This is a genomic window from Leeuwenhoekiella marinoflava DSM 3653, assembly GCF_900129005.1.
In the GTDB taxonomy this organism is placed as follows: Bacteria; Bacteroidota; Bacteroidia; order Flavobacteriales; family Flavobacteriaceae; genus Leeuwenhoekiella; species Leeuwenhoekiella marinoflava.
On record NZ_FQUN01000022.1, the window covers coordinates 33839 to 45833 of the forward strand.

Annotated in this window: 12 protein-coding genes; 3 read left to right on the forward strand and 9 right to left on the reverse strand. The window is 37.4% G+C overall.

Going from position 1 to position 11995, the window contains the following annotated elements; translation table 11 throughout:
* Positions 1–170: 170 nt before the first annotated feature.
* Complete coding sequence (locus BUB91_RS17745; protein ID WP_073100541.1) at positions 171–2804, forward strand: valine--tRNA ligase; 2634 nt, start codon at positions 171–173, stop codon at positions 2802–2804.
* A 79-nt stretch (positions 2805–2883) separates the two neighbouring features.
* On the opposite strand, the gene BUB91_RS17750 is transcribed toward BUB91_RS17745, so the two are convergent.
* The 6 genes from BUB91_RS17750 to rsfS all read right to left on the reverse strand — a co-directional run bounded on the left by BUB91_RS17750 (position 2884) and on the right by rsfS (position 7688).
* A complete protein-coding gene (locus tag BUB91_RS17750) occupies positions 2884–3156 on the reverse strand; it encodes an acyl-CoA-binding protein (RefSeq protein WP_073100542.1) in 273 nt (90 codons plus the stop codon).
* A 9-nt stretch (positions 3157–3165) separates the two neighbouring features.
* Complete coding sequence (locus BUB91_RS17755) at positions 3166–3819, reverse strand: phosphatidylserine decarboxylase family protein (RefSeq protein WP_073100543.1); 654 nt, start codon at positions 3817–3819, stop codon at positions 3166–3168.
* The gene (locus BUB91_RS17760; RefSeq protein ID WP_073100544.1) at positions 3809–4612 is read right to left on the reverse strand and encodes a phosphatidate cytidylyltransferase; all 804 of its coding nucleotides are present in this window, start codon (positions 4610–4612) and stop codon (positions 3809–3811) included. Before BUB91_RS17760 ends, BUB91_RS17755 begins: the two co-directional genes overlap by 11 nt.
* 1 nt (position 4613) lies before the next feature.
* Positions 4614–5228, reverse strand: a complete 615-nt coding sequence (locus tag BUB91_RS17765) for an LUD domain-containing protein (RefSeq protein WP_073100545.1) — start codon at positions 5226–5228, stop codon at positions 4614–4616.
* A 105-nt stretch (positions 5229–5333) separates the two neighbouring features.
* Entirely contained in the window at positions 5334–7307 is a 1974-nt protein-coding gene (gene ftsH, locus BUB91_RS17770) for an ATP-dependent zinc metalloprotease FtsH (protein ID WP_073100546.1), read from the reverse strand.
* A 9-nt stretch (positions 7308–7316) separates the two neighbouring features.
* Positions 7317–7688: a ribosome silencing factor gene (gene rsfS / locus BUB91_RS17775; protein ID WP_073100547.1), complete on the reverse strand. Its 372-nt coding sequence runs from the start codon at positions 7686–7688 to the stop codon at positions 7317–7319.
* An 85-nt stretch (positions 7689–7773) separates the two neighbouring features.
* Between rsfS and BUB91_RS17780 the strand changes: the two genes are divergently transcribed.
* Positions 7774–8502, forward strand: a complete 729-nt coding sequence (locus tag BUB91_RS17780; protein WP_073100548.1) for a biotin--[acetyl-CoA-carboxylase] ligase — start codon at positions 7774–7776, stop codon at positions 8500–8502.
* Here the strand turns inward: BUB91_RS17780 and BUB91_RS17785 are convergent.
* Both BUB91_RS17785 and pyrE read right to left on the reverse strand, forming a co-directional pair.
* Positions 8499–8891, reverse strand: coding sequence for an orotate phosphoribosyltransferase (locus tag BUB91_RS17785; protein WP_073100549.1), 393 nt, complete (start codon positions 8889–8891; stop codon positions 8499–8501). The two genes, BUB91_RS17780 and BUB91_RS17785, sit on opposite strands and share 4 nt — an antisense overlap.
* A 48-nt stretch (positions 8892–8939) precedes the next feature.
* Entirely contained in the window at positions 8940–9587 is a 648-nt protein-coding gene (pyrE, locus tag BUB91_RS17790) for an orotate phosphoribosyltransferase (RefSeq protein WP_073100550.1), read from the reverse strand.
* 7 nt (positions 9588–9594) lie between these two features.
* On the opposite strand from pyrE, the gene BUB91_RS17795 reads away from it, so the two are divergent.
* On the forward strand, positions 9595–10218 hold the full coding sequence (locus BUB91_RS17795) for an NUDIX hydrolase (protein ID WP_073100586.1): 624 nt from the start codon (positions 9595–9597) through the stop codon (positions 10216–10218).
* On the opposite strand, the gene BUB91_RS17800 is transcribed toward BUB91_RS17795, so the two are convergent.
* Positions 10186–11943, reverse strand: a complete 1758-nt coding sequence (locus BUB91_RS17800; protein ID WP_073100551.1) for a M14 family metallopeptidase — start codon at positions 11941–11943, stop codon at positions 10186–10188. The genes BUB91_RS17795 and BUB91_RS17800 overlap by 33 nt on opposite strands.
* Between the last annotated feature and the right edge of the window lie 52 nt (positions 11944–11995).

Here is an 11995-nt window from a genome sequence, read left to right on the forward strand (position 1 = left end):
GTAAGCCTATTCTGATGTTTGTGCAAAAATGTGGCTCATTTTTATGGTTGAGCCTTATTTTTTAATCTTAATAGCTTCCTTAAAAGTTGTTTTTTTAATGCTTCGGTTCTTTTTAAAATCCTTTGTATATAAGTACTTTTGCACTCTTATAGACAAAAATTAGACCAAGAATGGCATTAGCTTCAAAATACAGCTCAAAAGATGTTGAGCAAAAGTGGTACGACTACTGGATGGAACATAATTATTTTCATTCAGAACCTAATGATAAAGAGCCATATACCATTGTAATACCACCGCCTAATGTGACGGGTATTTTACATATGGGGCATATGCTTAACAATACCATTCAAGATGTTTTGATACGTCGTGCACGTTTAAAAGGTCTTAATGCCTGTTGGGTGCCTGGTACAGATCACGCGTCTATCGCTACCGAAGCTAAAGTTGTTGCAAAACTAAAAGCTGAGGGAATTAATAAGAGTGACCTTACCCGCGAAGAATTCTTAAAGCATGCCTGGGAATGGACTGATAAATACGGCGGGACGATCCTTGACCAACTTAAGAAGCTAGGAGCTTCTTGTGACTGGGAGCGTTTGCGCTTTACAATGGATGACACCATGTCAGCTAGTGTGATTCAAAGCTTTATCGATCTGTATAATAAAGGCCTTATTTATCGTGGTCATCGTATGGTAAATTGGGATCCAGAAGCTCAGACAACACTTTCTGACGAAGAGGTGATTCACGAGGAGCGTCAGGGACACCTGTATTATTTAAATTATAAATTAGAAAGCAGTGATGAGGTCTTGACTATTGCAACCACAAGACCCGAAACAATATTTGGAGATACTGCTATTTGCATCAATCCCAATGATGAGCGCTTTGCTCATTTGCGAGGTAAAAAAGCAATTGTACCTATAGTTAACCGTGTTGTTCCTATTATTGAGGATGAGTATGTAGACTTAGAGTTTGGTACGGGTTGTCTTAAAGTAACACCGGCTCACGATGAGAATGATAAAATGTTGGGAGACAAGCACGGTCTTGATGTGATTGACATCTTCAACGATGATGCTTCTCTAAATGAATACGGGTTGCATTATGCGGGTAAAGACCGTTTTGTGGTTCGTGATGAGATCGTAAAAGAACTTAAAGATTCTGGTGCTTTAGTGAAAACCGAAACACACACCAATAAAGTAGGGACTTCAGAACGAACAAAAGCTGTGATTGAGCCTAAGCTTTCTGATCAGTGGTTTTTAAAGATGAAAGATCTTGCAGAACCGGCTATTAAAGCGGTTTTGGAGACTGAAGAAGTAAACCTGTTTCCGAAAAAATTTGACAATACGTACCGTCACTGGATGGAAAACATCAGAGACTGGAATATTTCGCGTCAACTATGGTGGGGGCAGCAAATACCGGCTTACTATTATGGTAACGGTAAAGAAGATTTTGTTGTTGCTAAAAATAGGGAAGAGGCTTTAGCTTCCGCGAAAGCGAAAACAGGAAATGATAGCTTAACTGATGCTGATTTGCGTCAGGATGAAGATGCATTGGATACGTGGTTTTCTTCTTGGTTGTGGCCTATGAGTGTTTTTGATGGAGTCGTGAATCCCGATAATGAAGATTTTAACTATTACTATCCTACCAATGATTTGGTTACAGGTCCAGATATTCTGTTTTTCTGGGTTGCGCGTATGATTATGGCTGGATATGAGTATACGGGTGAAAAACCATTTACAAACGTATACCTAACCGGTTTGGTACGTGATGCAGACCGCCGTAAAATGTCTAAGTCTTTAGGGAATTCGCCAGATGCGATGAAACTTATTGATGATTACGGTGCAGACGGTGTGCGCGTTGGTTTATTATTGAGTGCAGCTGCCGGAAATGACTTGTTATTTGATGAAGATCTATGTCAGCAGGGTAAAGGTTTTATAAACAAAATCTGGAATGCCTTTAGATTAATCAAAGGTTGGGAGGTTGATGCTTCCATAGAGCAGCCTGAAGCTAGTATTAAAGGTATAGAGTGGTATACAGAGCGTTTCAAGGAAGCTGGAGTAGAGATTGAAGATCATTTCAGTAAGTATCGTATAAGCGATGCTTTAATGACCACATATAAGTTAGTTTGGGATGATTTCTGTAGTTGGTTGCTTGAGGTGGTAAAACCAGAATATGCTAAGCCTATTGACAAGAAAACCTATGATGCTGTCATTGAAGCCTTAGAAAATAACCTGCGCATTTTACATCCATTTATTCCTTTTGCTTCGGAAGAGATTTGGCAGAATATCACCGAGCGTACTCCAGAAGAGGCTTTGATCATTAATGAATGGCCAAAAGTTGAAAAAGGCGATGCCGAAATTTTAGCAGATTTTGAATTGGCAACTCAGGTGATTACTGGTGTTAGAGCGATTAGAAAAGAAAAGAATATTTCTTTTAAAGATGAGCTGGAGTTATTTGTGATGAATACGGAAGGTTTTTCTGAACGTTATGATGACATCATTAAAAAGTTGTGTAACCTATCTAAGATTGAAGCAACAGAAACTAGTAAAGATGGAGCACTTTCTTTTAGAGTAAAGGCTAACGAATATTTTATTCCGTTAACCGGCGCGATAGATATAGATGCTGAAATCGCAAAAATCAGCGAAGAATTAGAATATACAAAAGGCTTTATGAATTCGGTTTCTAAAAAGCTCTCTAATGAGCGTTTTGTGAATAATGCTCCGGAGCAGGTTGTTGCTGTAGAAAAACAAAAACAAGCTGATGCTCAGGCAAAAATTGATGCGCTTGAGAAGCGACTTGCGGCGTTGAAGTAATAGTATAATATGAATGCAAAATAAAAAACCCTGAGTCTTGAATCATCAGGGTTTTTTATTTTTTGCTTAACTAAGAAATTTAATCAGGAATATATTGAGCAACGAGTTTGATGTATTCCTTTTTTGCTTCAGTAGCGGAAAGCCCTTTTATCTGAATGAGTGCATTGTATTTAAAAGCGCTGCGCAGATCATTTTCTTTAATATTCTCAACCGGCATCAGCTTACTCTTGTGGTTGCCCTGCTTATAATGTGCATAAAGCAATAACTGAATATCTGGAGGTAAAACCGTTTTGGTTTCACTCGCTCTTCTAGCAGCATCTTGAAACGCTTTTTCTAATTCTTCTTTGTCCAAAACGCGCGATTACTTTAGGGTAGCTATAATGCTTTCTGCACCTTTAACTTTCTGATTGAGTTTAACTGCAAGCGGGGTGCCTACAGGAAGAAATAAGTCAACACGAGAACCAAATTTTATAAATCCGCTATCTTCACCCGGGACTGCAGTATCACCTTTTTTAGCATAATTTACGATGCGTTTAGCCAGAGCGCCAGCGATTTGGCGATACAATACGTCTCCAAAGCTTGCAGTTCTAATAACGACGGTTGTACGCTCATTTTCTTCAGAGGCTTTGGGATGCCAGGCAACAAGATATTTGCCCGGATGGTATTTGCTGTAAACCACTTCACCTGCAGCCGGATATCTCGTTACATGAACATTGATAGGAGACATAAATATCGAAACCTGCAGTCGGTTTTCTTTAAAATATTCACGTTCGTAAACTTCTTCAATAACGACTACTTTTCCATCAACAGGGGCGATAATCTCATCACTAGTGCCATTTGCAGTTCGGGTAGGGTTTCTGAAAAATTGAAGGATAAGTATGAGTAAAACAGTTAACGTACCATAACATACATATTGCAGCCAGACTGGTGATACCCAAGTTTGTGTTGATATAAATCCTACAGCTACAAGGAGTAGTGTTATAATAATTATGGTATAACCTTCTTTATGAAACATATTCAAATACTATTAAAACCAAATAAATAAACGGACTGGCAAAGAGAATACTGTCTAAACGATCGTAAAGACCACCGTGTCCCGGCATCAGGGTTCCACTGTCTTTAACGCCAGCTTCACGCTTGAGTTTAGATTCTATTAAATCACCAAAAGTCCCTAGTGTACTCATTACTACCGCAAGCGATAGCCAAATATTGAAGTTAAGGCTGTTTGTAAATTTATGAATAAAATAACTGGCAATACAAGCAAAAACGAGTCCACCAAAAAAGCCTTCAATTGTTTTTTTTGGAGAAATGCTCGGAAACAATTTATGGCGTCCTAAACTCTTACCTACGATAAAGGCAAAGGTGTCATTCGTCCATATTAAAATAAATAAACCGGCTACCGTATAAGGAGAAAAGCCATCTCCGTGTGAAGGTAATAAGGTTAAAAACACAAAGCTGGCAATGATGTAAAATATGGTAATGTGTAATTTTTGAAGCTTCCTGTATTTTCTAATCTTTTCGCTGAAAAGATTTTTCATCAAATAAATTCCGGTAGCTACAGTTAGACCTAGAAGAACTAGTGTTGCAGCTTTTGAAACCTTATAATAACTGAAAAACAAAATGAAAGAAATAAGTATCAAGTAGGTGTACCAAAACTGAAAACCAATGAGTCTTAAGAATTCCCGTAAAGTTATAATACCAAAAAGCAAGAACAACAGAATGTACCATTTCTCAGAATAGAAAATGGAAAATAATAATATGACAACATATAAAAAGCCGGAAAGTGCTCTTACGGTAATTTCGCGCATACTACAAATCTTCTAGTAGTAATAAATAAAGATTTTTTGCACTACTGCCATAGCTCATAAAATCTTTGACCCCTTCTTTAGGTTCAAAATTTTTAATCGTGGTAATATTTGTAGGTATTTGTCCCGTATTCTTCTTTTTAATGCCTCTTAAACCTTCGCCAATACTGTTTACAATTTGACTTGTAGTTGCAAAAATAACAAGGTTTTGAGGAAGCTCTTTTAGTTTTTTTTCTTTGATTTGATTTGAAGAAATCAAAAGACTGCCATCATCAGCAATCAAGTTTTCACACGTTGATAAAAAGAACTTAGATTCTTTTTCTCTTCCAAAATTTAAATTATATCCTTTGAAGAGATTTTCTAACTTACTGTCAAGACAATACACATCTTGCTCGTACCAATCGTTTTCGAGAAGGATGTTGTCAAAACTTTCGTGAACTTCACCCATGTCGATACAATACAGAAATTTACCACCATTTAGGATAAAATGTTTCGTAAAACGTTCATCTGCGGGAGCGGTAACATCAGGCATGTATTTACCCCGTTCTTTAATAGAACTCTTGGGTTTATCTGCGCTTGGCGAAATTTTTTGCTTAAAAAGCTTCTTTAAGATACTCATAAATGAGTGGTATTCGTCTAAATTTAGGATTCTATCAAATATAAAAAATCTTAACTCAACAACGTGTCAAGTTAAGATTTTATATTGGTTGTAGCCGTTGGGATTCTAACTTTCGCTTAAAGGAAGGCCCTTAGTTTCGGCTTCTATACTTTTTTCAAAAGGACGTTTCCCGAAGATTTTTTCTAGATTATCTTTGAAAATCACCTCTTTATCAAGAAGGACTTCTGCAAGTTCATTCAATTTATCTTTGTTGTCTTCTAATATTTTAATAGCACGTTGATATTGCTCTTCAATAATTTTAGAAATTTCTTTATCAATAAGTTCAGCGGTTTTTTCACTGTATGGTTTGCTGAAGTTATACTCATTCTGACCTGAAGAATCATAATACGTCAGGTTTCCAATCTCATCATTTAAACCATAAATAGTAACCATCATACGAGCTTGCTTAGTAACTTTTTCTAAGTCACTTAAAGCACCTGTAGAAATTTTATCAAACGTTACTTTCTCAGCAGCACGACCACCCATAGCAGCACACATTTCGTCTAGCATTTGCTCAGGGCGTACGATAAGGCGCTCTTCTGGTAAATACCATGCGGCTCCTAGTGATCGACCACGAGGGACAATAGTTACTTTTACTAAAGGAGCAGCATGCTCAAGCATCCAACTAACGGTAGCGTGACCGGCTTCGTGAAATGCAATTGCTTTTTTCTCATCTGGAGTGATGATTTTATTTTTCTTTTCAAGACCTCCTACAATACGATCAACTGCATCTAAGAAATCCTGACGACCTACAGCTGTTTTGCCTTGTCTTGCAGCGATAAGGGCTGCCTCATTACACACGTTGGCAATATCAGCACCAGAGAATCCCGGTGTTTGCTTAGCCATAAATTCTGTGTCTAACTCGTCAGCTACTTTTTTAAGCGGGCGTAAGTGAACTTCAAATATCTCTTTACGTTCTCTAACATCTGGAAGATCTACATAGATTTGACGGTCAAAACGACCTGCACGCATTAAAGCTGTATCTAAAACATCGGCGCGGTTGGTTGCAGCTAATACAATTACATTTGTATTTGTGCCAAAACCATCCATTTCTGTAAGAAGTTGGTTCAATGTGTTTTCGCGCTCATCATTAGATCCGCTAAAATTGGATTTTCCACGAGCTCTACCAATTGCATCAATTTCGTCAATAAAGATTATAGCAGGAGATTTTTCTTTTGCTTGTTTAAAGAGGTCACGAACCCGAGAAGCACCTACACCTACAAACATCTCTACAAAGTCAGAGCCAGAAAGTGAGAAGAATGGTACTTTAGCTTCGCCGGCTACCGCTTTAGCAAGTAATGTTTTACCTGTTCCCGGAGGTCCTACAAGTAAAGCGCCTTTAGGGATCTTACCACCTAGGTTTGTGTATTTTTCAGGATTTTTTAAGAAATCTACAATTTCTTGCACTTCTTCTTTTGCTCCCTCGAGACCGGCAACATCTTTAAAAGAAGTTTTTACATCAGTCTTTTCGTCAAAAAGTTTTGCTTTAGATTTTCCGATATTAAAAATCTGACCGCCTGCACCGCCTGCACCACCAGATGACATTCTGCGCATTATAAAAATCCAAATACCAATGATTATTACAATAGGAAGCAATGTGATTAATATGTCTCCAAACATATTGTTTTCCGGCTTCAGGTATTTGACATTGAAATCCTGACCTGCTTTAATTTCAGCTAAAGACTTCTCAAAATTTTCAAGTGTACCATAACGATATTCATAGTCAGCACCACCGGTACTATTAAAGAAGTTCATCCCATTATCTACTGGTTTAGTATGCTTTTCCTTGTCTTTTGCATTATCTGTAAGATAGATATAAGCAACCTGATTACTGGCTGATTTGTTAATGTCAATTCTCTTGACATCACCGTCTTCAATAAAGGTTGTTAACTGATCCTGTAAAATCTCTTTGGGGTTCCCATGATCAGAGCCACTGCTGAAAAGATTGAGAGCTAAGAATACAAGTATTATTGCGGTGTAAATCCACCAAGCACTAAATTTAGGCTTTTTAGGAGCGGGCTTTTTTGATTTTTCTGCCATTGATTTTTTTTAATAATTTGATTCAATTGAAGTTACTTTGGCATCTCCCCAAAGACTTTCAATATCATAATATTCCCTGATGTGTTTTTGGAAAACATGTACAACAACGTGTACATAGTCCATCAACACCCATTCAGCATTTTGTGTGCCTTCTACGTGCCAGGGCTTATCTTTAAGTTTTTTGCTAACTGTTTTTTGAATTGAATTTACAATGGCGGTTACCTGCGTGTTAGAAGTACCATTGCATACGATAAAATAGTCACAAACCATGTTTTCTATCTCCCTAAGGTCTAATAAATCAATATTTTGACCCTTCACTTCTTCAATCCCTTCTAGAATAGTTGTAATTAATTGATCTGTACTTACTTCTTTTTTTGCCATTAAATCTTTTTTAGTTTGGCAAAGTTATTACAATTTTGTTTCATAGTGTTTCTTGTTATAACATTTAAGCCATTCCTTATACCGCATGAAAGTAGTCAAACTTAATGCCACAACTTCTACAAATTCCTACTTAAGAGCGTACACAAAAGAGTTTGACTCAGAAAGTGATGTTCTGGTCTGGACATTAGATCAACAAGCCGGTAGAGGGCAACGTGGTGCTTCGTGGGAATCAGAACCGGGTAAGAACCTTACGTTTAGTGTGTTTAAGCGGGTAGAAGGATTGCCGGTGAGAAAATCTTTTTACATAACGATGGCAACTTCATTAGCTGTTTATGAGGTTTTAGAGGAGTTTGGAGTAAAGAATATATCGGTAAAATGGCCAAACGACATATTGGCAGGTAAATCTAAAATTTGTGGAATACTCATAGAAAGTGTGATACGCAATGGTCTTTATGCTGTCATAATTGGTGTTGGGCTTAACATTAATCAAAAATTATTTAACCACGCACCGCGAGCAACTTCACTAGCTCTAGAGACCGGGAAGATTTTTGAATTGGAAGAAATTTTAAACTTACTCGTATCTAAGTTCTATAAATATGTAGCGCTTATTACAGAAGGTGCTTTTGAAACACTAAAGAAAGAATACGAAGAAAAACTATTTAGAAAAGGGAAAGCCTCAACTTTTCAATCAAATTCAGGAGAACTCTTCACAGGTATCATTACCGAAGTATCAAAAACAGGAAAGCTCATCTTGCAATTAGAAGATGAGCTTTATAAAGAATTTGATCTCAAAGAGCTAAAACTGCTCTATTAGATAGTTTGTAAATTTTCGGTTAGCGTCTGAATGAATTTTGTAATAGGGCCTTTAATCATCATAGCCATCATCGCGTTGAATTCTCCTTCAAACTCAAAATATGCCTCGCTACTATCTTCAGTAAGTTCTTTAATGTTTGCAGTTAAGGTGAAAGGAAGCTTATCGCTTGCAGCACCTAAAACTACTTTGTTATAAGGCACACTGTTCTTTAATTCTAAAACAATATCTGGCATTCCTTTTAAGGCAAAAAGAAAACGTTTGTCACTTAAAATTTCAAATTTACTAATGCTGTCTGGCATCAATTGTTTGTAATTATTTACATCAACAAGAAAGTTGAAAATTGTTTCAGGGCTTTTATTGATGGTCTTCTTAGGGCTTTCTATATACATAGGTTTATTAGTCTGTGAAAATTGAAATTAAGCGTTATGTGTTTTATTTTAAAGGGAAGCTTCCCAGGTATCTGGAGAAAGACGCCAAGTCTGCAAGGTTAATCGTTCTTTTTCTGAGATATAGCGTGTATCTGAAGCTTGTTCTAAAAGGTGATCGTAATCACTTAGCGTATGTAAGTCTATGCCATATTCTTCAAAATTGGTTTTAGAAACATCAAATCCATAGGTGAAAATGGCAAGCATCCCTTTTACATTAGCTTTAGCAGCTTTTAAAGCTTCCACAGCCATAAGGCTACTTTTACCGGTGCTAATTAAATCCTCTACAACAACAACAGACTGGCCGGGCTCTAATTTTCCTTCGATTTGATTTTGTCTTCCGTGCTTTTTCGCCTCCGGTCTGATATAGATAAAAGGGAGGTTTAAAAAGTCTGCAACCAGCATGCCTATTCCTATTGCACCAGTGGCTACACCAGCGATTACATCTGGCTTGCCATAAATTTGTTCTATTTGATTAGCGATATTTTCCCGCAAGTAGTTGCGTATCTGCGGATACGACAAAGTAATGCGGTTATCGCAATAAATGGGTGATTTCCACCCGCTGGCCCACGTGAAGGGGTTTTGTGGTTGTAATTTAATTGCATTAATTTGCAATAACAACTCAGCTGTTTTTTTAGCTGTTTCCTTTTTTAAGATCATGGTACAAATGTATAAAGTTTTTGTAAATGATGTGCCCATAATACTTTCAACTGAAAAGTATATTGGAGAAAATTACACATCCATTCCCATAAAACGTGCAAAAATAAAAAGCATTATTAAACAGGTGAATCGTGGTCAGCTCACGCACATCAATCTCTATCACCCTAAAGGCAATAAATTACTCAAGTTTTTGAAGAAAAAACTACCTGTGGTTATTGCCGGTGGCGGAATGGTTTTTAATGAGCATTCTGAAATTCTTTTTATCAAACGAAACGGAAAGTGGGATTTGCCAAAAGGAAAACTTGAGAAAAATGAAACCATAGAAGAATGTGCCGTACGTGAGGTGAGCGAAGAAACCGGTTGTCAGAATCTGATGCTGGGCGATCTCATTACGATTACATATCACGTTTTTAAGCGAGGCGGAAAGTTCAAACTCAAAGAAACCTATTGGTATAGGATGACTTCAGATTATGAGGGGTTGTTAGAACCGCAACCTTCTGAGGGTATCAAAAAAGTTCGTTGGAAGAATTTTGAAAAATCTCAAAAGGCGCTGACTAAATCTTATGAGAACATCAAGTTGTTGTTTCCTAAAGAATATTTAATTAGTAATCCTAAAGATCGGGTAGCGTAGATAAGCTTCTTCATAATTAGAAGAATGCGCATAAATCCACTCTAGTTGTGCATACCAGTTTTTTGCAAATGCTGCATCATCTTGTTTTTTAGCATCAAATGCTGCTTTTAACTCTTGATCTGCATCCAATAACTCCTGAGCACGGTCTTCCCATACATAAGGTGAGAAGTGTTCTTTTTGCTGTAAAACCGTATCAAAGTAGTTCCAGTTAAAAAAGGAATCTACTCCAGAAGGTTCAAACATTTCAATAATATAGCGCAAGCCAGACTGATTGGTTTCTATAAGGTAATCTCCTGCACGTACAGCAACTTCTTTTTTGGTACTTATTACTTTTGTATTATAATGCAGATAGTGACCTTCATAAGCTTGAGATCGTGTTTTGTAGTCGGCAATGTGATATACTTCTGCAGTTAAAAGGGTATCTTTCTGAAAACGTTCAACATCAATTTCATTTTCTTTCAATCGCTCAATAACGTGATACCAACCTTGAGGAATGATATAAGCTCTGGGAATGCTTACTTCTTTAACCGGCTTCATATAATTATAATACGTAACTTCTTTTTCAAAAGGTTTCTCTCTATTGTATTTTAAGCGCGGCATTTCGGTAACCGAGCTTGTTTGCTGCTCGCCTTCATAACCTAAGAAATTGAGCGTTGTCGTCTTGCTGCTGTCTATATCAAAATGCAACGCGTAGCTTTTTCCGGTTAGCGAGCCGCTTTTGTAAATAGAATCTTGTTCTTTTCTAAGGCGCTGCATTTTTGCACCATCTTTCTCAACAATGCTCAACATAGATTTCATCAATTCGTAAGTACCTTCTACACGTTGCTTATAGGGTTTAAGCATATGTGTTTCTACCATCATCCCAAAAGTGTTCCATAGCGTGCTGTAGCCCGTTGAATACCGCGGGTAGTCCATAAATTGTGAAAAGCCAATTTCCGGGACCTGATTAAACACATTGACATATGGTGTGATAGGCCAGTCTTTTGCAGCTAAATCTTGTTCCAATTGAGGTTGTAGTTCTTCATGTAAATACGCACCGGGTTTGCCTCCTAATTTAGTGTGCTGTGTAAATAAATGCGTGAGCACATATTGATAATCTGCACCATTACTCACGTGATTATCTATCAAAACATCAGGGTTTATCATATGATAGATATTAGCAAAAGTTCGGGCATTTCGGGTATCTGCTTTTACGAAATCACGATTGAGATCATAATTCTGAGCATTCCCTCTAAAACCATATTCTTCAGGGCCGTTTTGGTTGGCTCGCGTGCCGGTATTTCTGTTTAGGGAGCCACCTGTATTGTAAATTGCGATTGCTCCAATCCAGGTTTTTTCTGGTGCTTGAATTGTTCCATTTGCCAAATCTCGCATCAACAGCATTGTCGCGTCAATTCCATCAGATTCACCCGGATGGATGCCGTTATTGATGAGGATTCGTGTCACATCTTTAGCGTCTGCAAATTCAGAATCAAAAGTTCTATCGGTATTAAAAGTCACCAGAGTAAGCGGTTTGCCGCTATCTGTAGCGCCTATTTCGTAGGTTTTGATAGAAACATAGGCTTCGTCAAGATCAGCATAATAATCCATCACTTCCTGATAGGTTGGTGTTTGATTTCCATTACCTTTTTCAAAAGGAGTTATGAGATCAAAATCTTCCGGTTTGGGTTTCTCGGCGCAAGCCAAAATTAAAAATGCAAGTAAGCTGAATAGGGATAACTTCATTAGAATAGAATATTGAGAAAGCTAAAATTAAGAATTAATGCAAGTTTGGAGC

Coding starts and splice junctions, on each gene's coding strand:
- BUB91_RS17795 (WP_073100586.1), top strand. CDS start 9,595: ATGTATAAAGTTTTTGTAAATGATGTGCCCATAATACTTTCAACTGAA.
- BUB91_RS17745 (WP_073100541.1), top strand. CDS start 171: ATGGCATTAGCTTCAAAATACAGCTCAAAAGATGTTGAGCAAAAGTGG.
- BUB91_RS17755 (WP_073100543.1), bottom strand. CDS start 3,819: ATGTTTCATAAAGAAGGTTATACCATAATTATTATAACACTACTCCTT.
- BUB91_RS17780 (WP_073100548.1), top strand. CDS start 7,774: ATGAAAGTAGTCAAACTTAATGCCACAACTTCTACAAATTCCTACTTA.
- ftsH (WP_073100546.1), bottom strand. CDS start 7,307: ATGGCAGAAAAATCAAAAAAGCCCGCTCCTAAAAAGCCTAAATTTAGT.
- rsfS (WP_073100547.1), bottom strand. CDS start 7,688: ATGGCAAAAAAAGAAGTAAGTACAGATCAATTAATTACAACTATTCTA.
- pyrE (WP_073100550.1), bottom strand. CDS start 9,587: ATGATCTTAAAAAAGGAAACAGCTAAAAAAACAGCTGAGTTGTTATTG.
- BUB91_RS17765 (WP_073100545.1), bottom strand. CDS start 5,228: ATGAGTATCTTAAAGAAGCTTTTTAAGCAAAAAATTTCGCCAAGCGCA.
- BUB91_RS17785 (WP_073100549.1), bottom strand. CDS start 8,891: ATGTATATAGAAAGCCCTAAGAAGACCATCAATAAAAGCCCTGAAACA.
- BUB91_RS17800 (WP_073100551.1), bottom strand. CDS start 11,943: ATGAAGTTATCCCTATTCAGCTTACTTGCATTTTTAATTTTGGCTTGC.
- BUB91_RS17760 (WP_073100544.1), bottom strand. CDS start 4,612: ATGCGCGAAATTACCGTAAGAGCACTTTCCGGCTTTTTATATGTTGTC.